Source organism: Nostoc sp. FACHB-152 (assembly GCF_014697475.1).
Taxonomy (GTDB): Bacteria; Cyanobacteriota; Cyanobacteriia; order Cyanobacteriales; family Nostocaceae; genus Nostoc_B.
Genome location: NZ_JACJRV010000020.1, coordinates 59,989 through 84,913, shown reverse-complemented (window position 1 = coordinate 84,913; position 24,925 = coordinate 59,989). Strand labels below are relative to the sequence as shown.

Below are 24,925 nucleotides of genomic sequence, written 5' to 3'. Positions count from 1 at the left end.
ATAGGCTAAATCAATTACCCGTAAAGACGCAATATATTGCCTTTACAATTTAAATTTTTAATTTAGTAGTCCGGCGGAACTGTGGTGAAAAGCTTCAAAAATCTGTTTGGCAAATCTAATAAAGGGGTTGGCATCGAACTTGCACCAGAACGGGTGAATATAGTTCAGTTACGCAAGCAACGCCAAGGCTTGAAATTGGAATCTTTGACATCCGTACCAGTCCCTGAAGGTGTGGTAGCAGATGGTCAAATAGCTGACCCCCCAACAATGGCGCAAATCATCCAGCAAGCACTGGCTGAAAGTAAAATCAAGGCTTCTCGTGTTGCTACTTGTGTACCTGGACGAGATTCTATTGTACGTCTCATACCAGTGCCAGCCGAGTTAGATGATAAAGAATTACGGGAAATGGTGTTAAACCATGAGGCTGGTTTGTATTTACCATATCCCCGTGAAGAGGCTGATGTAGATTATCAAAAACTTGGGTATTTTGTAGATGAGGATGGTATAGAAAAGGTACAGGTATTGTTAGTTGCTACTCGCAAGGAAGTAACAGATACCTATATTAGTACTTTTGAGCAAGCAGGGTTGCAAATTGATGTTTTAGAGATTAATAGTTTTGCTCTAATTCGGACTATTCGTGACCAACTGCGACAATTTGGGCCACAAGAAGCAGTGGTACTGGTTGATATAGAGTTCGATAGTACAGAAATAGCCATTGTTGTTAACGGAGTGCCGCAATTTTCGCGCACCGTGCCTATTGGCACTTATCAAATGCAAGTGGCACTGGCTAGGGCGATGAGTTTACCCGCTTCACGGGATATGGAACTTTTGCAGGAAATGACTATCCCTGCAACTCCTATGGACGGTGGGCAAACTGGTGTGACGGGGATTAACCCTGGTATGGCGGCAATGATGAGGGTTTTGGGCGAACTTACAGATGAATTGCGCCGTTCTATCGATTTTTACCTAAATCAGAGTGAAAATTTGGAGATAGCGCAGATTTTGTTAGCTGGGCCAGGCGGTGGACTGCAACAGCTAGACGAGTTTTTCACACAACGCTTGAGTGTGCCAACCATCCAAATAGATCCTGTTGGGGCTTTGTCTTTAGAAATTGATGAACAAAAATACCCAACTACACAACGCTCTGGCTTAGGAATAATACTCGGCCTGGGAATGCGAGAGGTGTAACAGTATGTACAGTTTGGATATTAACTTTCTTAAAGACCGCCCAGCTTATCAAAAAGATAATCAAAAAAATACAGGGCCGAAACTTCCATCTGGAGATCCAAGACCCATCTTTTTAGGAGTTGGTTTAGGTTTATGTCTGCCAATTGCAGCTGGGGCTGGTTGGTGGATGCTGCAAATGAAAAATGACGAACTACAGCAGAACATATCACAGCTAGAACAAGAAATCACTAAATTAGATGGAGAAGTAGGAAATATTAACAAAATCAAGGAAGAAACGAATGCAGTTAAAGCAGAAACTCAAAGTTTAGTTTCTGTATTTGATCAGATTCGTCCTTGGTCTGCAATGTTACAAGATTTGCGCGATCGCATTCCGGCCCTAGTTCAAATCAAGACAGTCAAACAATTACCACCTGTTGCTGCGGCTGAAGGACAGCCGTCACTTAACCCGGCTGGGGGTATCGAAATTACTGGAGCAGCGCGCTCTTTTAACGATGTCAATGATTTCTTATTAAGTCTGCAACAGTCGCAATTTTTCAAGTCTTCCGAAACCAAGATTGTAACAGCCACCTTAGTAGATGCACCCTTGCCACCCAGTGCCGCATCTAACGGAAACAAAACACCAATTAAACCGCCACCAGTAGTTCAATATACTATCCAATCGATTTTAAGTGATGTTCCTGCTTCTGAATTAATTCGGGAGTTAGAACAAAAAGGGACGGTAGGACTAGTATCTCGAATTCACACTATCCAACAAACAGGAGTCATCCCGAAATGACGCTGAGTGAAGATCTCAATTTTGTAGACCAAGGTGGGGAATTTGATTCAGCCGCATCACCCTACCCTGTTGTTTTTGGTATTAGCTTTACCCCTAAAATCATTGGAATGGTAGGGGGGGTTGTAGGGGTACTTGGAGCATTGTTTATAGTGCTGAACCTTGTGATGCCAGCATGGGATAGCTATCAGCAGCAGCAAGCAAAAAGTAGCGATTTACAAGGTCAAATAGACCAAAAAAAAGCTGTTATCAAACAAATAGAGCAAGTAAAACAAGATTTAGCTAAAGCAAAGGAACAAAAAATTCAAGTTTTAGGTTTATTTTCTAATGAGAAAACTTTAGATACTTTGCTATTAGATTTAAATCGCTTGGTTGAGTCTGGCAATGTACAAGTTCCTGTGAATGCTTTTAAAGCCAAACTCCAGAAGTTTGCACCAGCTACTGAGAAAGCAGAACCTGTAATGGATGGCTCTTTGGGTGTAGGTGTTAATGGCAAGCTCAAACGCATGAACATTAATGTCGAAATTGTCGGCACTTATGAACAAACACAATCTATTCTGCGTAATATAGAGCGTTTACAGCCTTTATTAATAGTTAAAGATTATCAGTCTGTATTGGCTCCAGTACAAACTACTAACCAAGCAGGTAAAGCTATTCGTCAAATAGGGCCTGCACCACTGACTACATCCTTTCAACTACAGGCTTTGATGCCCCTTACGCCAGAAGAAATAGCGGCTGCGGCTAAAGTGCCTGCCAAGAAGTAGTAAAACTGCTGATACCATTTCACGAAAAGTTTGATACAGATGTAAACCCTAAAAGCTTTGCTGCATCTAAATTTTTTAATTGCAAATTGCGAATTGCGTTAGCGGAGCGGTAGCGAGCCTGCGAGCGTCATTGCGAATTGGTATGAGTGCTTTTTCTCAAAAATTGTTGCTTAAAAATATTTATAAAGTGAGGAATGAACTGTGAAACAGCTTCACGGTAATAGCTTAATATTGGGTGTTGCTGCTTTGACATTTTTAGCGGCTCAACCAGTGTGGGCGCAGGTAACTCAAGTTAATGATGTCAAGTTAAATCCTGTTGATGGTGGCATTAGTGTTGTTTTAAAAACATCCTCAGGCGCTCGCCCACAAGTATTTACAACTAAACGCGGTAAAACTTTAGTTTCTGATATTATTAACGCTCAACTGCGTCTCCGCAAAGGTAATAGTTTTCGTCAAGAAAACCCTGCACCAGGAATTGCCTCTGTTGAAGTTGCTCAGTTAGATGCTAATAGCATTCGGGTAATTGTTACAGGGAGTAACGACGCACCCGGTAGTCAACCAGTAACACGCAAAGATGACATAATCACCCTCGGCTTTACACCGTCGGGAGGTACTACAGCATCAGCACCAACACCGACACAACCCACTGCGCCAGCAAATGTTCCGGTAGCAGTTCAACCAAGTCAAAAGCCTGATGTTCTTGTTCCTAACCCACAAATTAGTATTGATGGCAAAACAGCCCAAGCAGCTGGGCCAGGTCAACCAGTCAGTCAGGCTCCTCCTTTTTTGCCTAGAGCCGTTGCGCCGCCAGTCGGAGACATCTCAGTTTCTACTACAGATGCTTCTCCAACTAATATCGATTTAGGGACTCAAGAACGCGTACCTCGGTTGGTATTGCGAGATGCACCAGTGCGCGAGGTTTTATCACTGCTTGCCCGTGCTGCTAATTTAAACTTGGCTTACATCAGTGGTGACGCATCTGGAGGTCAGCAAGGTGCTGCTCCAGCTAATAGCAGTCAAACAATCTCTTTAGATATAGAAAACGAGCCAGTGCAAGATGTGTTTAATTATGTCTTGCGGTTGAGTGGTTTAGAAGCTAACCGCAATGGTCGTACAGTTTTTGTCGGGCCTAAGTTACCTAATTCTACCCGTGATGTAGTTGTGCGTAGTCTGCGGCTTAATCAGGTAACTGTGGGAGTTGCTCTAAACTTTTTAGTTGGGATGGGTGCTGAAAGTGCCGTCACCAGAGAAAGGCAAGTGACTAACGTGAGTGCTATACCTGTGGGCGGTGGAGGTACCCCAGTTACTCAAAGCCAAACAACTACAGAAACTAAAATTGAACGTCTCTCCCTTGATGAATCTAAATACACAACACCTTTACTGCGAGGTTTACAGGCATTAGGAGATGAGCGTACTAATTCTATAACGTTGATTGGGCCTGCCAAACAGATTGATATGGCCATCTCTCAACTAACCCAGCTCGATGTTCGTCGTCGTCAAGTGGCAGTTAACGTCAAGATTGTCGATGTTAACCTTTTAAACACACATAACAATAACACCAGTTTTTCTTTTGGTGTTGGTAATAACTTTTTTGTTAGTGATGGTGGTGCGGCATCCTTCAATTTTGGCGGGTCTAGACCAGCTACTAGTGCTGAAGCAGCAAATAGTGTATCTAGTACCCCCGTCATTAGGAATCCAATTCAAGGCTCTCCCTTCGTAGATCCAAACAGATCTGTATCGATTCCAGGAACTACTCCAGGTACAGTAGTAATAGATGCTAACGGTAACGCCACCAGAGTTGCTAATCCAGGCTCCGGTACTTTCTATCAACCTATTCCGCCTACTGGAGATCCTTTACAGCCAGGTTTTTCCAATATTACTCCAGCAACAGATACAATCGTTACAAGAAATGCTGATGGTACATCTAGTGTTGCACGAGGTACTCTTGGTTCAGCTACTACATCTTTGCCAACTTTATTTCAGTTTCCAAAACGCTTCCTTGCTAGTTTGCAAGCTCAGGTTACAAGCGGCAATGCCAAAATTCTGACTGATCCCACCTTAATTGTCCAAGAAGGTCAAACCGCTAATGTTAACCTAACTCAAGAAGTAGTAGGAAATATTAAGAACGAAATAACTCGCGGTAGTGATACTGCTGTGCAAACAGTTACGGCTGAGAAGACGAGTGTAGGACTAACATTAGCTGTGAAAGTAGACAGAATTGACGATAATGGTTTTGTTTCATTATCTGTAGCTCCTATTGTTAAAGCTCCTCAATCTTCAGCAGAAATTAATGTTGGCGGTAATAGTCAAAGTATATTTTTAGTATCTGAACGCTCGCTCAATTCTGGTTTGATTCGTTTACGTGACGGTCAGACATTAATTCTTTCAGGTATTATTCAAGACCAGGACAGAGTAACTGTTTCTAAGATTCCTATTCTGGGTGATCTTCCACTAATTGGTTCACTCTTTAGAAGAACGAACAAATCCAATCAACGTAATGAGGTAATTGTGTTGCTCACACCTCAAGTTATGGATGATTCGGAAAACTCTTCTTACGGTTATAACTACACTCCTAGCCCAGAGGTGCGGCAAATTCTTGAGCGTCGTGGTTTGAGTTTGCCTAAGCGATAAGCTTTTAGGTAAGCAACAATATCGTGTTTTTAATTGTGTGAAATAAAGATCCACGATCATTCTACCCCCTCCCCGTACACCTACCGTGTACACACAAATCTAATTACCCCCCTTAATCCCACGCCACTTGCTACAACGGAGGGAACCTCCGCAACGCAGTGGCTCCCCTTGGAAAGGCTACCGTGTACACACAAATCGGAGTTGCTTTTAAGATCCGCGTTTTACCCCCCTTAATCCCCCCTTGTCAAGGGGGGAAACAGTTCCCTCCCATTGACAAGGGGAGGGTTAGGGTGGGGTAATTCAAGGGCTGGTAGTGATTCAATAACTTGTGTGTACACCGCAGCCCCGTTGACGGGGAGGGGAGACAAAGCGTAGCTGTGGCGGGGTGGGGTTTTTCGAGTTGAGTAACTAATCAAGCAAACTTGATATTAGACCCCATGTTGCTTAAACCATTTTTGCAGACGTTGCCAACCGTCTTTGGCTTCTTTCTCGCGGTAGGATGGGCGATAATCGGCAAAAAAGGCATGGGGTGCATCTGGATAGACGATAATTTCCGATTTGCTGCTGCTGGATTTGAGACGCTCGCGCATTTGTTCTACTGTATCTACAGGGATGCCTGTATCTTTACCGCCATATAATCCGAGGACAGGCACGTTTAATTTTGATGCAATATCAACGGGATGCTGGGGTGTCAGTTCGGTAGCTTTACCTACGAGTCTGCCATACCACGCTACACCTGCTTTTATTTGGGGATTGTGTGCAGCATACAGCCAAGTAATCCGACCACCCCAGCAAAAGCCTGTAATTCCTATCCTATCGGCGTTTCCTTTAGCTGATTTCACTGCCCAGGTAACTGTCGCATCCAAGTCAGATAGCACCTGAGCATCGGGAACTTTAGCTACTATCTGACGTATTTCGTCTACGTTGCTTAATTTTGACACATCGCCTTGACGCACGAATAATTCTGGGGCGATCGCTAAATATCCCAATTTGGCAAAGCGGCGGCAAATATCCTGTAAATGTTCGTGAACACCAAAAATCTCTTGAATCACCAACACAACTGGAAAATTCTTACCTGTAGCTGGTACAGCCCTATAAGCAGGGATAACACCATCTTTGACAGGAATTTTCACTGCGCCAGCCGTTAATCCCTTGCTATCGGTGGTAATCACTTCGGCAAAAATAGGTTGCACTGCGAGGACAAAGCCTGTCGTTAAGGTAGCAGTGGTGATAAATTGGCGACGTGATATTTCTTTTATCATTTTTATAAGTCTGATGTTTCAAGGTGAAAACTTACCTGACAGGAACTCTGATTTTTCACGGTATCTGGAAAACCTCTCTCCAAACCTCTCTCCTACGAGGAGAGAGGCTTTGAATTCTCCCCCTTCCCTCGTAGGGAAGGGGGCTGGGGGGTTAGGTTTGGTATTAGCTTTTCCACATAACGTGAAAAGTCAGGACAGTAACTAGCCATCAGAAGCGGGAATAGTTAGATTTACTAACAATCAATATTACTAAGTATTACATATTAGTGCTTTTTTGATAGTCTCTTTTGGTTCATCAATTAAATAGAAGTGCTTTTAATTAAGTGTTTTTGTAAGGCGACAACTACAGCTTGAGTGCGATCGCTGACTTCTAATTTTTGTAAAATTGCATGAATATGAACGCGTACTGTTCCAGGTGCAATATACAATGCCTGAGCAATTTCTTGATTAGTTTTTCCGGCTGCTAACAGGGACAAAATTTCTTGTTCGCGTCCAGTTAATGGATTAGCAAGCTTGGTAATATGTTCTAACTCCGGTGGCGATGGTTCCCCTACAAAAGAAGAACGAATTTCTTGTGTTGCTGTTGCATCCCACCAAGAAGCACCACTCGCCACAGAACGCAGTGCTAACAGTAATTTTTCGGCTGGAATTCCTTTGAGACAGTAACCTTGTACCCCTGCTTCGATCAAACGGGTAATTAGAGGTTTTTGGGAATGGGAAGTAAGAACTAAAATTGGCAACTGGGGATTTTGCTGTTTAATTTGTCTACAAGCTTCAATTCCGCCAAGTCCTGGTAAACCTATGTCTAACAGCACCACATCCACAGGAATTTGCTTGACTAGTTCGATGGCTGTTTCACCATCTTCAGCCTCAGCAACAATTTCTAATCCTGGTTCTTGCTGCAATCGCACACGCAAGCCTAATCGGAAAAGTTCATCGTCCTCAACAAGCAGAATTTTGATTGGGGTAGATGACATTTCACACGGTTAATGATGGAAGTGGATAAACGGGCAGTTTAAAAGCAAATATAGCACCAGTTGGAACTCTGTTCTCTGCCCAAATTATACCTCCGTGGGCTTCAATAATTTGGCGAGATAGGTAAAGCCCCAATCCTGAACCTTTGGCTTGGCGGTCGCTATGTCCTTGATAAAATCTTTCAAATAAATAAGGGAACTGTTCAGTCCCAATTCCTGCACCTGTATCTAAAATTTTCACTACTTGAGAAGAAGCTTGTCCTTCTAATACTACTTCTACTCTTTCACCGCGCCGTGAATGATTAATTGCATTCACTAAGAGATTATAAAAAACTCGTTGCAGTTGCAGTGCATCCCCAAAAACCCACAATGCACGTTGCCAATCAGAATCACCATAACTCACTACCAGATGAACACGACGATTGGCGGCTAATTCAATCAAACTATCAGCTACTTCTTGTGCTAATTGGGTTAAATCTACAGGTGCTAATTCTAGCTTTAAGCCCTCAGTATCGTTGCGATAGATATCTAATAAAGTTTCTAACAGTTGTAAGGAAGTCTTATGGCTACGTGCCATTGTATCTAAGACTTGTTGCTGGGTGGATGAGACTGAACCAAATTTTTCTTGTTGAAATGCTTTAATGGTTTCAATTGCCCCTAATAAAGGTGTTCTTAAATCATGGGTGAGTGTAGAGGCAAAATCTTCTCGTACTTTAACTAATTCCTCTTGAGATTCTAGCTTGGCACGGGTGAGGGCGATCGCTTCTTGAGAACGACGCAGGCGATCGCTTAACACACCTGTTACAATCAATGCCATTGATGCGATCGCTCTACTGGCAAGCGTTGATGCTTTGATAACTTCGGCACTTGGCCAGAAAAGATTTAATATTGTTAAACTCACAGCAATCAATGTTGCTTGAAAGGTGGCAATTCCCCCAAACCAGGAGTTTGTTAATAAGATTGGCCCTGTATAAAGATATCCAAATAGATATTCAGTTGGTGTTTCAAACTCCAGCAATATTACAGTGAGAAATAGTCCTAAGATGACTGTAAATCTGCTCATTTGAGAGTTATTAGACAGGAATTTCACTGGAAATAGTCTCATTGTTTATTGGGCATTTTTTATTGATCACCCTTGCCCTTAGTGGCGAGATTTTCTACAAAACTCTGGTGTTCTGCACTTGTCAAACCTTGCTGCAAAACTTCTAAAACTTTGGCTAAATTTCCGGTTAATAATGCTGCTTTCTCTAACCATAAACCTGGAAAAACTTGGGAGCAAATCACACCATCAGCGTTCGGTGCAAGCTGAACATATTCCCCTTGTTGTAAATTGAACCAATCGAATTCAGCGTCATAAACTCGCCACACTAAATATTCTTGCACTTGATTGCGGCGGTAGACTTTTAACTTATCGTGTAAATCTAGAGAAACACTACTAGCTGCAACTTCCACAATTAACTCTGGCGCACCTTCAATATAGTCATCATCGCTAACACGCGCCTGTCCCTCATGAGTAATCAGTAAACAAGCATCTGGTTGAGGTTCGTTATCTGCATCTAAGCGCACAGTGGCATTATCACCCAACTCTACCCCTGGGGTAGCAGATTCATATAAGGCCAACCAACCCATAATGTAAGCATGGGGTTTGCCATGACTTCTAAAACGCAACGGAGATGCCATATACACAATTCCTTCAATCAGTTCTGCTTTTTTCACTTCAGGCATAGCATGATAACGCCGCTCAAATTCAGCGCAAGTGAGTTTATCACCGTTTTCCAAAGGTGGAAGGGTTGAGAGAGGAATAATCATTGTGCTAGGACGTGTAATCATATTTTGATTTACAGCAATTTAACTATTAATCTCATTTTAAGGAGTATTCGTAGGGTAGGCATTGCCCAGACTATTATTGCTTTGTCTTATTAATTTTATGGTGCTGCGAGATCCCCGACTCATCAGAATTAATAGGATGAACTACTAGGAACAGATATAAACGCTCTAAACGATAAATATAGACATAATAAACGCTACATAAATCAAAAATAAACCTGTTTTTATATCTTCTATATCTTGTATCTCTTAGCAAAACAATTGATGATCTAAGTAAATTAACAATTTGTATGACAAGTTACTAATTATCAATTGGTATAACTCATGCTGCAAGGATGGATACAAATAGGATTAACGCTACTAATTGTAGTAACAATAACTCCCTTTTTTGGGAGATATATGGCGCGTGTCTACCAAGAACAACGCACTTTTCTCGACCCAATTTTAAACCCGGTTGAACGCTTGCTGTACTCTTTGGTTGGTGTTGCAACTAAAGACAATATGACAGGTTGGCAATATGCTAGAGCTATCTTATACAGCAACATAGTCATGGGGTTGCTGATATTCTTCATCATCATGAATCAAGGATTGTTGCCTTTCAACCCTACTAAGATAGGCGCACCAACTTGGGATACAGCATTACACACAACTATATCTTTTATTACTAACACTAACCAACAGCATTATTCTGGTGAAACATACCTCAGCTATGCCAGCCAAATGTGGGGTCTTGGTTATCATATGTTTACCTCGGCGGCGACTGGTTTGGCGGTGGGAATTGTCTTTATTCGTGGGTTGACTGGTAGACCGTTGGGTAATTTTTATGTAGATTTAATTCGCTCAATTACGCGAATTTTGCTACCGATTTGTATTGTGGGTGGTATTGCATTGATGGCGGCTGGTGTTCCTGAAACTTTAGCCGGGCCAGTTGTATTCCCTACCTTAGAAGATCCTAATATTAGTCAGGCGATCGCTCGTGGCCCCGTTGCCCATTTTGAAATCATCAAACAGCTAGGAGAAAACGGCGGCGGCTTTTTCGCCATCAACTCAGCCCACCCTTTTGAAAATCCCAACGGGTTTTCTAACTTAATTGAGATTGTGGCGATGCTGTCGATTCCCACATCTTTGATTTACACCTATGGCTTGTTTGCCAACAACACCAAACAAGCTTGGTTAGTCTATGGCATGGTGGGCATTATTTATCTAGTCTTCATTATTATTACTGCCCTTGGTGAATATAACGGCAACCCGGCGGTGAACTCACTATTAGGAAGTACGCAACCGAACTTAGAAGGAAAAGAAGTCCGGTTTGGTTGGGTGCAGTCTATATTATTTGCCGTCAGTACAACCGGAACCATGTGCGGTGCTGTTAATAGTTTGCATGATTCCTTTATGCCCAACGGTGGTTTTGTCACCCTGTCAAATATGTTCTTGCAAATCATTTGGGGTGGACAAGGTACAGGAACAGCTTACTTATTTGCCTATTTAATTTTGGCTGTATTCGTCACAGGTTTAATGGTAGGACGCACACCAGAATTCCTCGGACGCAAAATTGAAAAGCGTGAAGTGGTACTTGCGAGTTTTTTAATTCTCTTAGTCCACCCCATTGCCATTATGATTCCCGCCGGAATCGCCTTAGCATTTCCCGAACAACTAGCAGGAATTAGTAATCCCGGCTTTCATGGTTTTGCTCAAGTTCTTTATGAATATGCCTCGGCGGCGGCTAACAACGGTTCGGGATTTGAAGGTTTAGGCGATTCGCAACCTTCACCTTTAGCTATTGCTGCTGGTGCAAAAACTACTGCAACTGCTTTGTGGTGGAACCTCAGTACTTGCTTCAGTCTCCTCGCTGGACGCTACATTCCGATTATCGGTTTGCTGTTACTTGCCGATAGTATATCTCGCAAACAACAAGTTCCATTCACCGTCGGAACATTGCGAACTGACACCGGATTATTTACAGGCGTAACCGCAGGTGTAATTTTAATCCTCGGCGCACTGACATTCTTTCCAGTTTTAGCATTCGGCCCCATCGGTGAAGCTTTTTGGATTGCCAAAGGGATTGGGTAAGTCAATGGTTATTGGTCAAGCTTGAAATTTGCGGTTCAAAGGTTCAACTTTCAAGCTCAAAGGCTCGACGTTCGACCTTAAAGGCTCAACTTTCAGCCTCAAAGGTTCAACTTTCAGCCTCAAAGGTTCAACTTTCAGCCTCAAAGGTTCAACTTTCAGCCTCAAAGCCTCAACTTTCAGCCTCAAAGGCTCAACTTCAGCCTCAAAGCCTCAACTTTCGACCTCAAAGGCTCAAAACAGATTATAAATTCACAACCCAGTTTGTCTCACTAATCTCTCCCCTGCTCCCCTGCCATCTTACTCCCTTGTCTCCATAATCTATGACCACCAATATAGACTCATCCCCTTCACCCCGCCCGCCTCGGATTCCCCAAGGAACGCGTGACTCGCGCAGACACACACCCAAAGCAGATATGCGGGGACTTTATCAAAGGGCAATTAAAGAGTCATTCGTCAAGCTCGATCCGCGAATTACTATTAAGAACCCCGTGATGTTTGTTGTCTGGGTAGGGACAATTGTGACTTTTTTAGTCACTCTTGACCCGAATTTATTTGGTACGTTACAGGCAGATGTCAATCAGCAACGCCTGTTAAATGGAATAATTACCTTCATTCTCTTTTTCACACTCGTTTTTGCTAACTTTGCCGAAGCAGTCGCCGAAGGACGTGGTAAAGCACAAGCAGATTCCTTGAGGTCAACGCGTTCCGACACTACTGCTTGCAAAATCCTGCCCGATGGTTCGATTCAGCAAGTTAATTCTACCCAATTGCGCCGCAACGATTTGGTAAAAGTAGTTGCCAATGACATGATTCCTGCTGATGGGGAAGTGATTCAAGGTATCGGTTCGGTGGATGAGTCGGCCATTACTGGGGAATCTGCGCCTGTACTCAAACAACCAGGTACAGATATCGCCTCTTCTGTGACCGGAGGTACACGTTTACTCTCAGATGAGTTGACAATTCGCATTACAGCCGATCCCGGTCAAGGCTTTATTGACCGCATGATTTCCTTAGTAGAAGGGGCAGAAAGAACTAAAACACCTAATGAAATTGCCCTAACAGTATTATTAGCCGTACTGACGCAAGTTTTCTTAATTGTCGTGGCAACTATGCCTCCTTTTGCCGGCTACATCGCCAACTTTATCAGCACTGTGTTTGGTGCAGAAGCCGGAAACAGTTTACGTGCAGGTGCAAGCGTCGCAATCTTGATTTCGCTGTTGGTAGCTTTAATACCCACCACTATCGGTGGTTTACTCAGTGCGATCGGAATTGCAGGGATGGATAGAGTCGCACAATTTAACGTTATTGCCACTTCCGGGAGAGCAGTAGAAGCTTGCGGTGACATTAATACCCTAGTCTTAGATAAAACAGGTACGATTACCTTGGGCAACCGGATGGCTGATGAGTTTATCCCTGTGAATAGTTATACAGTTGCAGATGTAGCACGAATTGCCCTAGCTGCTAGTGTATTTGATGAAACACCCGAAGGTAGGTCAATTGTCAAATTAGCCGAAAGTTCTGGCGTGAAGGTTGATTTCGACCTCAAACAAGCAGAAGGTGTGGAATTTTCAGCTAGAACTCGGATGAGTGGGACTAACTTACCCAATGGGAAGGAAGTCCGTAAAGGCGCGGTGGATGCAATTAAAGGTTTTGTCCGTTCTCGTGGTGGTCGCATTGCTGATGATGTAGATGCAGCTTATGAGCGAGTTTCTCGTTTAGGTGGTACACCCTTAGCAGTCTGCCAAGATGACCAAATTTTTGGTGTCATTTATCTCAAAGATATTGTTAAACCTGGCTTACGAGAAAGATTCGACCAACTGCGGCGTATGGGTGTTAAGACTATCATGCTCACAGGTGACAACCGCATTACCGCAAGTGTTATTGCTCAAGAAGCCGGAGTTGATGATTTTATTGCCGAAGCTACACCAGAAGATAAGATTAGCGTCATTCGTGGCGAACAGTCTCAAGGTAAACTGGTGGCAATGACAGGTGATGGTACTAACGATGCACCAGCCCTTGCTCAAGCCAATGTGGGTTTAGCAATGAACTCTGGAACCCAAGCTGCCAAAGAAGCTGCTAACATGGTGGACTTAGATTCTGACCCCACCAAGTTAATTGATTTGGTGACTATTGGTAAACAGTTACTTATTACCCGTGGGGCGTTAACAACCTTCTCCATCGCTAATGATATTGCTAAGTATTTCGCCATTATCCCTACCATCTTTGCGGCGGCTGGCATTGGCGCACTTAACATTATGGGATTAAAAAGCGCGCAATCTGCGATTATCTCAGCCTTAATTTATAACGCTTTGATTATTCCCGCACTCATTCCTCTTGCACTGACAGGAGTAAAATTCCGCCCGTTAACAGCAGACCAACTATTAAGACGAAACATCTTGATTTATGGTTTGGGCGGTATTATTGCACCTTTCATTGCCATCAAACTCATCGATGTAATTTTGCCTTTGTCTTAATTGCTAAGGCAATAGCCAATAGGCAACAGATTTTTTCATGAATGATTTAGGAATGTTATATGAAACTTCTTTTACCTCAAGTATTTGCAGAAGTAAGCGAAATTTGGTTGCAATGGCGGAAACAAAAGTTGCCTTTGTATCTTTTCTTAGCAATGTGTCTCAACCTAATAGTTGCACCTGTTGTCTATGCAGCTACAGGTGAACAGTTTTCTCACTTTCAAGCTTGGGCTTTAGGACTATTAGGGTTAGTAACTTTGAGCCTGTCTACTTATTTGTTTTTTGTGATGTTTGTACCGGAGAAATTCTAATGAGTGTTGCAAGAGAAGCCAGCAGAGCAATTCGTTCTACTATCGTTCTTTGGGTGATTAGCGCAGTTATTTATCCGTTTGTGATGATTGCGTTTGGACAAATTGTATTTCCATCTCAGGCTAATGGTAGTTTGATAAAAAATAGTCGGGGTCAGGTTTTGGGTTCTGCTTTAATTGGTCAACCATTTAGTAGCGATCGCTATTTTAACTCCCGCCCCAGCACCACCAGCTACAGCACCGCCGACCCAAAAAAAGACGATGCTAAAGTTTTACAAACAGGAGTATCCGGTGCAAGTAATTTAGCTCCTAGTAATTCAGCTTTATTAGAACGCATCAAAGGTAAAGATGGTGATTTCAACCGACTCAAAACAGCAGGTGTACAACCTACCGCAGATTTAGTTTACACCTCTGGTTCCAGCCTTGACCCTCACATTACCCTGGAAGCTGCTAGAGCGCAAATTTCGCGTATAGCTAAAGCGCGAGGAGTTCAACCCCAAGATTTAGAAACTTTGATTAATCAAAATACTGATGGTCGCTTTCTAGGAATTTTTGGTGAGCCTGGGGTTAACGTTTTGAAGTTAAATCTCGCTATAGATAAATTAACGTGAATTCGACAGATGATAAAGAACCCCTCTCCAAACCTCTCCCCGAAGCGGTGAGAAGCTTTGAAATCCTGATTCTTCGTTGAAAACGAGTTATATTTCTGCCCCTCTCCGCGTCGGAGCGAAAAGTTGAGCCAGTGCGTTGGACGGGTTTCCCGGCTCCCTCACTGGCGTTGCGCGTCCGGGTTTCCCGGCGCAAAACTTTTCAAGACAGAGGGGTTGGGGAGAGGTTCTTCCAACATTACTGAATTGGTGTTCTAGAAACGATATCACCATTCCTGTTCGGTGGGACGGATGAGAATTTCGTTGACATTCACCCGTGGCGGTTGAGTAACTGCATAGACAATAGCGGCTGCTACATCTTCACTTTGCAGTGGAGTGACTGTTTTACGTCGTTCTTCACTGCGCTGCTTAACAATGGGATCGTCTACATATTGGTTGTTAATTTCGGTATCTACCAAACCTGGCTCGATGATGGTGACACGGATATTTTGTTTGCAGACTTCTTGACGCAAGGCTTCTGAGAAACCATTCACACCCCATTTAGTAGCGTTGTAGATACCAATAGTAGCCCTAGCTGTACGCCCCGCTACTGAGGAAATATTAACGATATGCCCTGAATTTTGCGCTCTCAAAATAGGCAAAACGGCGTGTGTTGTATACAGCACTCCGAGGACGTTAACATCAATCATTTTCCGCCAGTGTGCCGTATTGCCACCTTCGATATTGCCAATAACTGCAATCCCCGCATTATTAACTAAGATATCGATTCTTCCCCAGGTGGCGATCGCTTGATCTACTAAATTTTTTACCTGTGTTTCATCTGTAATATCTGTCACTATCGGTAATGCTTGACCGCCACTCTCGCTAATTCGTTTTGCCAATGCCTCTAAGCGGTCTAAACGCCTTGCTGCAATTACTACTTGCGCTCCTTCTGCTGCTAGGGCGATCGCTGTGGCTTCACCTATTCCCGCAGATGCCCCTGTAATTATTGCTACCTTTCCTGCCAATTTACTTGCCATGTTGATATCCAGTTAACATTTCATTGCTATGACTTGCTTTTTACAGCAGTCTATGAGATTTTGTTAAGCAAATATATACGGTTTGCTCATCAGTTTACTGTACATTCTTGAAATAAGATGACACAAGTATTTCTGATTCAAGAGTAGATAGAAGCGGCACTTGTTGAGGTAAATAAATGTTTTACATTCCTTGGGAAAGAGAGTTATTGGCTAAGGAACTTTCGCCACTAAAACCACCCTTAGAATTACCAATGCAAATTCAGCTAATAGTTGGGCAAGATCAAGCCAGACCAGATCTGCGGGAATTGGCTAAAAAGCCGTCAATACATAGCTAATATATGAATTTATGTAAACTGGGGAACTTGACAAGCTGATTAGTAAGACTTAAATTCTTAAGTGTTATGCAAAACATTAATAAGAGCCAAACTCTTGGAAAGTTCCCAATGCTAAAAAATTTCAGATTTCAATCGATGCATCTACGCTGGGCTGTGGTTATAGGTGCAGGATTATTCATACCTCTTAATTTGGCTGCCCCAGCCACATCTTTGACAACTGTAGAGATAGCACAATACAAACCAGCGACCTCTTCCTTACAACAATTTAGAGTTAATCGCAAATTGTGGAGAGAGAAAAACATTAAAAATTACCGCTATACCTTGACAAGAAGTTGTTTCTGTGTGCCTACTGCGAGAGAGCCTGTAGTTATTACAGTGAGGGATGGGATTACAACTTCGATTAAATCTGTAGCTACAGGTAAAGAAGTAAGTAACCCAGAATACTTTGAAAGATATAAAACTATTCCTAAATTATTTAATGTGATTTCGGATGCGATCGCTCGTAAAGCAGACAGCATTGATGTACAGTACAACAATAAACTTGGTTATCCCACCCAAATTAACATAGACTACAGCCGCCAAATTGCCGATGAAGAACTCTACCTAACAATTGAGAATTTTAAAGTGCTTTATTAAATTGTTAAGTCAAATTATTTGATGTAAAAAGCCACAGATAAATATAGATGAATTACCTATATTTATCTGTGATTTAAGATTTTGCTGTTAAAGAAAATATATTAACTCTAGAAAAAAATTGCAGAAAATCTGTGCCTCAACACTAGGAATACAGGTACAATTCAAAAATTGGAAGTTCTCTACTAAGAAGCTACAGCAAAATCTGTATATTGTCTCATCCTAGGCTCATGAAATGCCAGTACGATGTCTTCTTTAGGGACACCTGCACAAAGGAGATCAGTTGCAATACCCTCTTCAGTCCAATCCTCTTCAACCCAGAATTTGCCATCACGAATCCGAACATAGACAGTCATACCAGAAACGCGTTCTCCATTTTGCCAGCCAAGATTCATCCAAATATAATTAGCTTTTGACTCATCCACAATCAAAAATGTCTCAATATCTGAGTTGGAATGGCGGTTACTCAGTTCTACATATTCAGTCAAAATACGTTTAATTAACTTAGGATATTCGGTTAATTTATCCATTGGGTAATCTCCTCTGACTTGAAAGTGGGAGTGGGGAATAGGGAATAGGGAGATGGGGTACAGGAGAAAAGAACAAATGACCAATGACGAATGACCAATGACAATTTATAACTGATTCCGCGCTTTTAATTGCAGATATCTTTCAACCAACTGATCAGTGATTTGATTGGCTGGTGCATCGAGTACTAAAACACCTTTTTGCTTTAGCTGGGCAAAAGCAACTTGACGTTGTGCTAATAAATCTAAAGCAACAGCACGACTATAAGCGGCGGTGACATCTTGAGTAAATGTATGTGCGAGGTGATCGACTTGCGGATCTCGCAAAGTGACGCAAAACGGTAGATAGCGGGGTGCTAACCGAGAAAGTGCAGCAAGTAGTTCTGTTGAAGCGGTGACATCAACTAAATCAGTGATGACTACCACAAGTGCGCGGCGAGTTTGCCGTTGCACTACATTAGTAACAGCCCCTAAATAATCAGATTCGAGTAACACTGGTTGAATCGGAGTCAAACAATCAATTAATTTACCCAAATGAGATTGACCGCGTTCTGGTGTAATCCATGTATGCATTTGGTGGTCAAATACCCCAACCCCGACGCGATCGCCTCGATGCAACCCAGCTAATGCTAAAGATAAAGTAGCATTCAACCCCCAATCAAATCGCTGTAAGCCTTGGACTTGTGCTGTCATCAACCGACCGCGATCTAAGAGAATAATTAAGGTTTGCTCTTGTTCTGGTTCCAACACCCTCACTAAAGGCGGTGTATTACCTCCAGTCCGACGGGCGGTAGCTTTCCAATCAATAAAGCGTAAATCATCACCAGTGCGATAGTTTCGCAGTTCTGCAAACTCTGTACCAATCCCCATACGTCGAGATTGGCGGATGGAACCGGATGATTGTAAAGTCAGGCGGATAGAGAGCGATCGCAACCCCAATAAATCAGGATAAACTTTGACTGGCATAGCATACGGTATCTGCCAATCATGCCAAGCTAACCCCCAATTTCCCAACTGTCGCACTTGAATATTTCCCCAAGGAAATTCCCCGCGCCTTTTTGGGTTGACAGTGTAGGTTAATTCTTGAGTACTGTTAGCGGGAATAGTGGCGTTAAGTGTCGGTGTAGACACGCCAAATTCGGTGGGATAGTAATCACGAATTTGAATAACAGCATCCACCTTAGGAGATGTCACAGTCAGCATCACCGGATTATCTCGCCCAATAGATAATCGTTGCGGTAAATCGCGCTTGACTCGCACTCGCAAAGCGCGGACTTGCAAACCATCCACAATCATCAATCCTAAGACGATCGCATCAAATAATAAAGTGATAGCGATGGTAACTGGAATGGTGATAAATAAGGATAGGATGGGGGCGATCGCAATTCCCAATCCCAATAAAACGTAAACTCTTTTAGATGGAACCATTTTTTAAAGTATTGAAGGTAGTTAACACGCTGGAATGATTAAGATACTGCTACATTCAGTGCGCTCTTAATTGACTAAACCCAACTTTCCCAAGTAAATTCTCTTACTTGTCGCATTCGCTCAAAGTCACTATCGCATGAAACAATGATTAATGAATGACGTAAAGCTGTAGCTGCTATCCAGAGATCATTTTCACTAATCCCAATAGTATTTAATTGAGTAGTGCTACGTTTAATTTTTTCTTTTGGGCCAAAATGCTTAATTATTTCTGATTTAAAGTCACCATAAATTTCTGTGGTTTCTTTATCAATTCCATATAAGTTAATTCGCTGCAAAAACGAATTTATTTTTATTAAGTTAGCTGCTTTTGTTGAGAATTTGGTGCCATAAAGCGCAACTCCCCTGCAACAATTATACTAGTTGCCAGTTGTCTTTGACCAAGCGATCGCAAGTGATTGGTAACGCTAGGTAGACCCTCCATCAAGAAAGAACAGTAATTAGTATCAAGAAGATACATAATTAAAATTCAATTTCTATCCGGTTTTCATGCACTAGTTGCAGGCATTGTCTGATATCTGAACTTTCCCAACTCCCTACAAATTCTAATAAATCATTGGCAGTAGAATTGGTAAAATTATGCTCTGCCATGAGTGGTTGAGAGACTTGAGTATTTACTGATTGGTGTTTAGCTTGCAAAAACTGAATAAAATCTAAAATTTCCTGTAACAAAGGTTCAGGTAATTTTTCTAGTTCTTGGTTAATCTGTTCTTTAATTGTCATTTTCACCTTTGTGTTTCTACCAACGTAAACTATTAATTGGCTTATCAAGCTTATCTATAGTAATACTATATTCATAGTTCATCGTGGGACTTGAACTTGATTAATTACTGACGCAATAATCGCATCAATTTGTAAACCATCTAGCATTGCTTCTGGTTTGAGAAGCAAGCGATGACGCAATAGTGGTGATGCTACTGCTTTGACATCATCTGGTGTCACAAAATCTCGTCCTGCTAACCATGCGCCTGCTTGGGATGTTTGCAACCAAGCACCAGCAGCGCGGGGTGATGCACCTAAAGCTAAATCGGGAAATTGACGCGAAGCCCTCACCAAAGCTAAAAGATAATCAATAATTTTTTCCGATACTTGCACTTGTTTAACTTCTTGCCGTGCTTGTAAAATGTCTGCTACGGTTGCTACTGGTTTTAAACGAGTAATATCTATACGCCGCGCCGCAAATCCTGCTTGACGATTGAGTAACATTTGCTTTTCTGCGGCTTGGTCAGGATAATCTACTAATAGTTTAAATAAAAATCTGTCTAACTGCGCTTCTGGTAAAGGATAAGTCCCTTCAAACTCCAAGGGATTTTGTGTGGCAGTTACCCAAAATAAATCAGGCAAGGGTAAACTTTCACCATCTAAAGTAACTTGCATTTCTTCCATTGCTTCTAACAGTGCCGCTTGTGTCTTGGGAGGAGTGCGGTTAATTTCATCTGCTAGCAGCACTTCGGTAAAGACTGGCCCTTTTTTTAAGGTGAAGTTGCGAGTATTTAAGTCAAAAATATTCGTACCTGTAATATCTGAAGGTAAAACATCTGGAGTAAGTTGTATACGGCGAAAGTCTCCTTGAATTAACTGCGCTAAAACTTTGACTAAAAGTGTTTTACCTGTTCCTGGTACACCTTCTAAAATTACGTGTCCGCCTGCTAATAATGCTATTAATAACTGTTGGATGAGGCTGGATTGTCCAACTACGATTTGATTCAACTTTTGTTCTAGGTCAATAAATACAGAATTGTTTTGGCTCATAATTTGAATAGAATTTAGAAATAGGAATCAGAATTCATCCTGAATTTTGGACAACGCCTCAAATTACTATGAGTTGAGACGCGAAATTTTGCGTTTCAACTCACCAATTTATAGCTGAACGAGGCGACAGATCTACCATTTGCCAACAGCATCTTTACAAGCATAGGGTTAGAGAGGGGTAAAACCAATGGTTAAACCCCTATTAATAGCCTGTTTACGACTGATGTGTAAACGGTAGCCCAAGAGTAAGAGGTTTGGAGAGGGGTTGTTTATATCAGTAGAAATTATCCCATTTAAGCTAGAGTACGCCACTACCAAGCTTCTAGTAGATGTGACATTATTCTATTCTGCACATTTCAGACTTCTAAGACTCTCGCCCCGATGCCCAAGTGTCACGCCATTTGACTGTGCCTTCTTTGGCGACTACCCAACGACGGGGTGTGATGTTTTCGCGGAGTGGCGATCGCCCTTCGCGCCACATGGCATATTTATAACTAATTAGTTTGCCTGCACTTTCGTTAAAGGGAATTTCAGCAAACCAAGTATTAGTGTTGATGTATTCCAAGGGATAGGCTTTGGCGATATCCCAATTGCCTAACTCTGGACAGTCACCCATCACCACAATTGTTTCACCTAGTTGGGTTTGTACGCCGTTGAGTTGGACGCGCACAATGGTTTGTCCTTTGATTCTCTCGCCAACGTGGCTAAGGACAATTACTCCCCGTTCTTCTAGCTGCAAGTTGGCAATTTTACCATCTTTGACTTCATATTTATTGCGGGTGATGACACAAGTATGTTCGCCTTCGGGTAGTTCTGTATCTACTTCTGGTAATGTCACTTCGCCACCCCGGTTGAGGGCGACGAAGCACAAGGAATCACGATAGCGGCGCACGTAGCAGTAAACATCGGGGGTAAGATATTTTTGCCAATGGCTACCCATTGAGATGGCGGGGTTCAGTCGCCGTAAGCCTGACAGCAATCTAATGCAACGATAAACTTCTGTATCGTTGTCCCATTTTTCCATCATTGGGCGGTTGTATGGGTCGTTACCGCCATCGGTGTCGTTATGGAGATACTGTTCTGTACCGTAATAAATACAGGGAATGCCACGCGATGTCATAATTAAGGCGATCGCAACTTTCAACATCGCCGGATCGGGGTTCAGCGATTGAAAGCGCGGCATATCGTGGTTATCGATGAAGGTAATTAACTCGGTTGCACCGTTGTAGCGATGGTCTTCATCAAAAATGTATTGAATTGTCTGAAATCCATTTTCTGAACCTTGGGCGAGGGCGGCGCGAATCGCTACACATAACCCAAAGTCTAACATCGTCATCCCAGAATTATTGGCAAATTCCACCGAGCGATCGTCACCAGGATGACTGTAAATCCATTCGCCAAAAATAAATACATCTGGTCTGTGGTTGTACATATCGCCCGTAAATTCTTGCCAAAACCAGATGGGCATATGTTTAACAGTGTCTACCCGCAGTGCATCTACACCTCTGTCTAGCCATTGTTTAATGGCTGACTTGATGTAGTCACGATATTCAATGTTGTTTTCATTGAAGGTTGCCAAACCAGCCAATTCACAGTTCTGCACTTGCCAATCATCTTCCCAGTTCTGCACTTCACCATAATGGTGATACCAATTATTGACATCGTTATTAAAGTCAGCAATTTTTACGCCATCGTCATACAATTCGCCTTTGCTACCGCTAGTATCAGGGGTACTGTGGTTACAAACAATATCTAGCACTAGCTTCATATTGCGCTTGTGCAACTCTGTAATTAACCGATCAAATGTCGTATTTCTAGTTTCTTGAGTCTCGTTTAAAGAAGGGTTTTCATCTTTAGCAATGTAGCGAGGATTTAGGCGTTTAAAATCTTTTGTCCAATAGCCATGTATGGCTGCATTTCCTACAAATAATTCTTCTACTTGCTCAAATAAAGGAGTTAACCAAACAGCAGTAACTCCCATGTTTTTGAGATAGTCTAATTTTTCAATTACACCTTGTAAGTCGCCGCCCCAATACTTACCCCAGTCTTGCCCGGTGGGGTCATAAAGTTCTGAGTTAATCCCTTCACTATTGTCGGGATCACCATCAAAAAAGCGATCTACAACCAGAAAGTAAATTGTTTCTTGGCGAAATTCAATATCTCTAGTGTAAAGAAATTCTAGGTCAAGCTCTGTATCTGATGGCGGTGTTTGGATAATTGCTTCTACTTCTGCTGTTGATGACTCAACTTGATATTGCTCTGGAGAGAATTGAGAAGGAGGTGTTTGTACCATAAAATTTTATTTACTGTGTGTTACTTCACGCCTCGGTATTATGCCATCCTTCTCGTGGTAAAGAGAATCTATCAATAGCTAGTTTATATTTCTATCGTTAGATATACTTCTTTTGCTAGAGGATAAAAATTAAAGGATGTAGCAGCCAATTTATCTGATTTTTTCAACAATATTAATTAATCCTAAAAATTGTGTTTATAAAAACAATGTCAAGCTTCTTTGATACAAAATTCTAAAAAACAGCCTGTGGATTGATATTGAAATATTGGATTTAGCAATACTTGTTAACCTTGGCTTAACGGATGTACAACAGTCTTAAATGAATTACAAATAAATCTACTCACTGCTTCAAACAGTACTTTAGAAATAAAATAGGATTGCTATAGCTGCTCAATGTAGCGATCGCTGACTGCTTTCGAGATTTTTTGTTTGCTGATGAGAGAATTTATAGAAGTGTTAAAAAAAATTATAAATGGAATTTTTATGGTAATCATTTAGCAGTAGATAAATGATTGAATGCAACTATGAAAATCAAAGTGTATTGCTGAGAACTGGTGATATCATGACCGAGGAAGATTCAGGAGGGATAGAGTTCTCAAATTAACCCAAAATTTTTGCCTAATTGTGAGTTGAGCGAAGTTGTGAGACAACATAGCTAATTATTCTGTAGATGTTTCATCTGGAGGATGAGAAAAGGGAAGCAGATTTAATACAAATAAAATGCCAGATGAATTAGTCGAATTGAAATTTTAAGTCGTTACACTTTAACAAAACTAGTAATTCAGCAACGGATGTAGCAATTATGACTAAATATGACAAAGTTTTTAATTCACAAAAGACACTAGAACAAGTCCTAACTCCAGAAGAAGCTGTAGCAGCGATCGCGGTAGTAACTGCAATTGCAGATGCTTCGGCTGAAGAAATTGATCCCGAAGGTTTAGCAGGTATTCTTTGGGAATTTGAGGTTTTTGAGGAATACTCAGAAGATGAAATTATCGAAATAGTCGATAGACTGATAGGGATTGCAGAAACAGCAGGAATCGGGCCTTTATTTAACACCGCTAATGAATCCCTGACTGAAGATTTAGTATTAGATGGTTTTGCGGCTGGCGTAGTTGCACTTTTAGATGAAGAAGAATTGAATATCCCTAAAGATAAACAACCTTTCCTAAAACAGCTACAAACATCTTTAGAACTAGAAGATGAAGAAGCAGACGAAATCGTCAAAGAAATCATTTCTGCCTTTCAAGCAGCAGAAGATGAAGATTACCTTGATGACGACAATGACACAACCAGACTAGAAGAATATACTGACGATGTATATGAATCGCCTTTAGGAAATTTTACAGTTCCGATTCCCGTTGATGCAGAGCAGGGAGGAAAAATTCAAACTCAAGAAGGAGTAGTTGGCTTTTCTGATGACTTTGGTACTTTGCTGCGCATTGATTATTATCCTATCCCTCCAGAACAGTTAGAGGAACTAGAATCTCAAGGTCAGAAAGAATATTTGCAAACAATATTAGTAGAAAAGTATGTCCCTCAAGCAATTTTTACTAATGTAGCAAATGCCCAAGTTAAATATAGTGAATATCTAGAAGACATCTTTGCGGGAGCATATTACGCATTAGTTGATCTGCCTAAAGGTTCGACAATATCACAACAAGAAAATAATGGAAATTCAACAAGATTAGATGCATACCGAGGCTTGCTAGCTTTTATTAATGGTGAGTTTTTGTATATAGTTAGCAATCAACGCAACTTTTTAAATGGTGAAATTCCTGCTGAACTTGAAGAAGAAGCTGAATATGTTAAGGATAATATTTTGTCATTTGTCGAAACGATAGAGTTCTCTTAAAAACACAATTTGTAAGAATTCAGCACCCAAGAGTCAAAATTTAGAAGTATCTATAGGATTTGTAACTCACTCCTTCTCTCGGTGCGTTAAGCGTTGCTATAACGCACCCTACAATTTCACCTTTACTTTATAAATCATCTCTAACATTAAA

23 protein-coding genes and 1 pseudogene are annotated in these 24,925 nt (G+C 41.7%); 12 read left to right on the top strand and 12 right to left on the bottom strand.

The genetic code is table 11. From position 1 onward, the window contains the following. Window positions 1–81 precede the first annotated feature (81 nt). The 4 genes from pilM to H6G76_RS16610 all read left to right on the top strand — a co-directional run bounded on the left by pilM (window position 82) and on the right by H6G76_RS16610 (window position 5,355). Window positions 82–1,188, top strand: coding sequence for a type IV pilus assembly protein PilM (pilM, locus tag H6G76_RS16625; RefSeq protein ID WP_190702623.1), 1,107 nt, complete (start codon window positions 82–84; stop codon window positions 1,186–1,188). Window positions 1,189–1,192: 4 nt separating this feature from the next. After that, on the top strand, window positions 1,193–1,963 hold the full coding sequence (locus H6G76_RS16620; protein ID WP_190702620.1) for a PilN domain-containing protein: 771 nt from the start codon (window positions 1,193–1,195) through the stop codon (window positions 1,961–1,963). Beyond that, window positions 1,960–2,724 carry a pilus assembly protein PilO gene (locus H6G76_RS16615; protein ID WP_190702617.1) on the top strand — a complete coding sequence of 255 codons (765 nt, stop codon included), beginning with the start codon at window positions 1,960–1,962 and terminating at the stop codon, window positions 2,722–2,724. Before H6G76_RS16620 ends, H6G76_RS16615 begins: the two co-directional genes overlap by 4 nt. A gap of 201 nt (window positions 2,725–2,925) precedes the next feature. After that, window positions 2,926–5,355, top strand: a complete 2,430-nt coding sequence (locus H6G76_RS16610; protein WP_190702614.1) for an AMIN domain-containing protein — start codon at window positions 2,926–2,928, stop codon at window positions 5,353–5,355. 428 nt (window positions 5,356–5,783) lie between these two features. Here H6G76_RS16610 and H6G76_RS16605 read toward each other — a convergent pair whose 3' ends face one another. Next, the gene (locus tag H6G76_RS16605; protein ID WP_190702645.1) at window positions 5,784–6,614 is read right to left on the bottom strand and encodes a dienelactone hydrolase family protein; all 831 of its coding nucleotides are present in this window, start codon (window positions 6,612–6,614) and stop codon (window positions 5,784–5,786) included. Here H6G76_RS16605 and H6G76_RS38260 point away from each other — a divergent pair. Then, window positions 6,580–6,810: pseudogene (locus H6G76_RS38260) on the top strand (hypothetical protein); the annotation flags it as partial. The gene H6G76_RS16605 and the pseudogene H6G76_RS38260 sit on opposite strands and share 35 nt — an antisense overlap. A 106-nt stretch (window positions 6,811–6,916) precedes the next feature. On the opposite strand, the gene H6G76_RS16600 reads toward H6G76_RS38260, so the two are convergent. From H6G76_RS16600 to H6G76_RS16590, 3 genes are read right to left on the bottom strand one after another with little or no spacing between them, the layout of a single operon-like run. Further along, complete coding sequence (locus tag H6G76_RS16600) at window positions 6,917–7,594, bottom strand: response regulator transcription factor (RefSeq protein WP_190702611.1); 678 nt, start codon at window positions 7,592–7,594, stop codon at window positions 6,917–6,919. A 1-nt stretch (window position 7,595) separates the two neighbouring features. Continuing rightward, a complete protein-coding gene (locus tag H6G76_RS16595) occupies window positions 7,596–8,654 on the bottom strand; it encodes a sensor histidine kinase KdpD (protein ID WP_242056430.1) in 1,059 nt (352 codons plus the stop codon). A 59-nt stretch (window positions 8,655–8,713) separates the two neighbouring features. After that, window positions 8,714–9,421 carry a Uma2 family endonuclease gene (locus H6G76_RS16590; protein ID WP_190702605.1) on the bottom strand — a complete coding sequence of 236 codons (708 nt, stop codon included), beginning with the start codon at window positions 9,419–9,421 and terminating at the stop codon, window positions 8,714–8,716. Window positions 9,422–9,742: 321 nt separating this feature from the next. On the opposite strand from H6G76_RS16590, the gene kdpA reads away from it, so the two are divergent. The 4 genes from kdpA (at window position 9,743) to kdpC (ending at window position 14,878) form a co-directional block, all read left to right on the top strand. After that, window positions 9,743–11,488 carry a potassium-transporting ATPase subunit KdpA gene (gene kdpA / locus H6G76_RS16585; RefSeq protein WP_190702602.1) on the top strand — a complete coding sequence of 582 codons (1,746 nt, stop codon included), beginning with the start codon at window positions 9,743–9,745 and terminating at the stop codon, window positions 11,486–11,488. A 320-nt stretch (window positions 11,489–11,808) separates the two neighbouring features. Further along, complete coding sequence (kdpB, locus tag H6G76_RS16580) at window positions 11,809–13,962, top strand: potassium-transporting ATPase subunit KdpB (protein WP_190702599.1); 2,154 nt, start codon at window positions 11,809–11,811, stop codon at window positions 13,960–13,962. A gap of 59 nt (window positions 13,963–14,021) precedes the next feature. After that, window positions 14,022–14,270 (top strand): potassium-transporting ATPase subunit F, encoded by a 249-nt coding sequence (locus tag H6G76_RS16575; RefSeq protein ID WP_190702596.1) that lies wholly within the window; start codon window positions 14,022–14,024, stop codon window positions 14,268–14,270. After that, the gene (gene kdpC, locus H6G76_RS16570; RefSeq protein WP_190702594.1) at window positions 14,270–14,878 is read left to right on the top strand and encodes a K(+)-transporting ATPase subunit C; all 609 of its coding nucleotides are present in this window, start codon (window positions 14,270–14,272) and stop codon (window positions 14,876–14,878) included. The genes H6G76_RS16575 and kdpC overlap by 1 nt, the downstream gene beginning before the upstream one ends. A gap of 263 nt (window positions 14,879–15,141) precedes the next feature. On the opposite strand, the gene H6G76_RS16565 is transcribed toward kdpC, so the two are convergent. Continuing rightward, a complete protein-coding gene (locus H6G76_RS16565) occupies window positions 15,142–15,894 on the bottom strand; it encodes an SDR family NAD(P)-dependent oxidoreductase (protein WP_190702592.1) in 753 nt (250 codons plus the stop codon). A 176-nt stretch (window positions 15,895–16,070) separates the two neighbouring features. Here H6G76_RS16565 and H6G76_RS16560 point away from each other — a divergent pair, with 176 nt between their 5' ends. Then, on the top strand, window positions 16,071–16,229 hold the full coding sequence (locus H6G76_RS16560) for a hypothetical protein (RefSeq protein ID WP_190702590.1): 159 nt from the start codon (window positions 16,071–16,073) through the stop codon (window positions 16,227–16,229). 108 nt (window positions 16,230–16,337) lie between these two features. Then, a complete protein-coding gene (locus H6G76_RS16555; protein WP_242056429.1) occupies window positions 16,338–16,865 on the top strand; it encodes a DUF6174 domain-containing protein in 528 nt (175 codons plus the stop codon). Between the two features lie 182 nt (window positions 16,866–17,047). Here H6G76_RS16555 and H6G76_RS16550 read toward each other — a convergent pair whose 3' ends face one another. The 7 genes from H6G76_RS16550 to H6G76_RS16525 all read right to left on the bottom strand — a co-directional run bounded on the left by H6G76_RS16550 (window position 17,048) and on the right by H6G76_RS16525 (window position 22,919). After that, window positions 17,048–17,392: a XisI protein gene (locus H6G76_RS16550; protein ID WP_190702588.1), complete on the bottom strand. Its 345-nt coding sequence runs from the start codon at window positions 17,390–17,392 to the stop codon at window positions 17,048–17,050. 105 nt (window positions 17,393–17,497) lie between these two features. After that, complete coding sequence (locus tag H6G76_RS16545) at window positions 17,498–18,817, bottom strand: DUF58 domain-containing protein (protein WP_190702585.1); 1,320 nt, start codon at window positions 18,815–18,817, stop codon at window positions 17,498–17,500. A 74-nt stretch (window positions 18,818–18,891) separates the two neighbouring features. Then, on the bottom strand, window positions 18,892–19,152 hold the full coding sequence (locus tag H6G76_RS37100) for a PIN domain-containing protein (protein WP_242056428.1): 261 nt from the start codon (window positions 19,150–19,152) through the stop codon (window positions 18,892–18,894). A 17-nt stretch (window positions 19,153–19,169) separates the two neighbouring features. After that, a complete protein-coding gene (locus tag H6G76_RS37095) occupies window positions 19,170–19,334 on the bottom strand; it encodes a type II toxin-antitoxin system VapC family toxin (protein ID WP_242056427.1) in 165 nt (54 codons plus the stop codon). 2 nt (window positions 19,335–19,336) lie between these two features. After that, on the bottom strand, window positions 19,337–19,597 hold the full coding sequence (locus H6G76_RS16535) for a DUF2281 domain-containing protein (RefSeq protein ID WP_190702582.1): 261 nt from the start codon (window positions 19,595–19,597) through the stop codon (window positions 19,337–19,339). Window positions 19,598–19,675: 78 nt separating this feature from the next. Then, entirely contained in the window at window positions 19,676–20,626 is a 951-nt protein-coding gene (locus tag H6G76_RS16530) for a MoxR family ATPase (protein WP_190702580.1), read from the bottom strand. 364 nt (window positions 20,627–20,990) lie between these two features. Next, window positions 20,991–22,919 (bottom strand): alpha-amylase family glycosyl hydrolase, encoded by a 1,929-nt coding sequence (locus H6G76_RS16525; RefSeq protein WP_190702577.1) that lies wholly within the window; start codon window positions 22,917–22,919, stop codon window positions 20,991–20,993. A gap of 802 nt (window positions 22,920–23,721) precedes the next feature. Between H6G76_RS16525 and H6G76_RS16520 the strand changes: the two genes are divergently transcribed. Further along, complete coding sequence (locus H6G76_RS16520) at window positions 23,722–24,774, top strand: hypothetical protein (RefSeq protein ID WP_190702574.1); 1,053 nt, start codon at window positions 23,722–23,724, stop codon at window positions 24,772–24,774. Window positions 24,775–24,925: the final 151 nt, after the last annotated feature.

Excerpts from the sequence above, each read along its gene's own strand:
- H6G76_RS16620 (WP_190702620.1), top strand. The coding sequence starts at position 1,193 with ATGTACAGTTTGGATATTAACTTTCTTAAAGACCGCCCAGCTTATCAA.
- H6G76_RS16615 (WP_190702617.1), top strand. The coding sequence starts at position 1,960 with ATGACGCTGAGTGAAGATCTCAATTTTGTAGACCAAGGTGGGGAATTT.
- H6G76_RS16600 (WP_190702611.1), bottom strand. The coding sequence starts at position 7,594 with ATGTCATCTACCCCAATCAAAATTCTGCTTGTTGAGGACGATGAACTT.
- H6G76_RS16595 (WP_242056430.1), bottom strand. The coding sequence starts at position 8,654 with ATGAGCAGATTTACAGTCATCTTAGGACTATTTCTCACTGTAATATTG.
- H6G76_RS16590 (WP_190702605.1), bottom strand. The coding sequence starts at position 9,421 with ATGATTACACGTCCTAGCACAATGATTATTCCTCTCTCAACCCTTCCA.
- kdpA (WP_190702602.1), top strand. The coding sequence starts at position 9,743 with ATGCTGCAAGGATGGATACAAATAGGATTAACGCTACTAATTGTAGTA.
- kdpB (WP_190702599.1), top strand. The coding sequence starts at position 11,809 with ATGACCACCAATATAGACTCATCCCCTTCACCCCGCCCGCCTCGGATT.
- H6G76_RS16575 (WP_190702596.1), top strand. The coding sequence starts at position 14,022 with ATGAAACTTCTTTTACCTCAAGTATTTGCAGAAGTAAGCGAAATTTGG.
- kdpC (WP_190702594.1), top strand. The coding sequence starts at position 14,270 with ATGAGTGTTGCAAGAGAAGCCAGCAGAGCAATTCGTTCTACTATCGTT.
- H6G76_RS16565 (WP_190702592.1), bottom strand. The coding sequence starts at position 15,894 with ATGGCAAGTAAATTGGCAGGAAAGGTAGCAATAATTACAGGGGCATCT.
- H6G76_RS16560 (WP_190702590.1), top strand. The coding sequence starts at position 16,071 with ATGTTTTACATTCCTTGGGAAAGAGAGTTATTGGCTAAGGAACTTTCG.
- H6G76_RS16555 (WP_242056429.1), top strand. The coding sequence starts at position 16,338 with ATGCTAAAAAATTTCAGATTTCAATCGATGCATCTACGCTGGGCTGTG.
- H6G76_RS16550 (WP_190702588.1), bottom strand. The coding sequence starts at position 17,392 with ATGGATAAATTAACCGAATATCCTAAGTTAATTAAACGTATTTTGACT.
- H6G76_RS16545 (WP_190702585.1), bottom strand. The coding sequence starts at position 18,817 with ATGGTTCCATCTAAAAGAGTTTACGTTTTATTGGGATTGGGAATTGCG.
- H6G76_RS37095 (WP_242056427.1), bottom strand. The coding sequence starts at position 19,334 with ATGTATCTTCTTGATACTAATTACTGTTCTTTCTTGATGGAGGGTCTA.
- H6G76_RS16535 (WP_190702582.1), bottom strand. The coding sequence starts at position 19,597 with ATGACAATTAAAGAACAGATTAACCAAGAACTAGAAAAATTACCTGAA.
- H6G76_RS16530 (WP_190702580.1), bottom strand. The coding sequence starts at position 20,626 with ATGAGCCAAAACAATTCTGTATTTATTGACCTAGAACAAAAGTTGAAT.
- H6G76_RS16525 (WP_190702577.1), bottom strand. The coding sequence starts at position 22,919 with ATGGTACAAACACCTCCTTCTCAATTCTCTCCAGAGCAATATCAAGTT.
- H6G76_RS16520 (WP_190702574.1), top strand. The coding sequence starts at position 23,722 with ATGACTAAATATGACAAAGTTTTTAATTCACAAAAGACACTAGAACAA.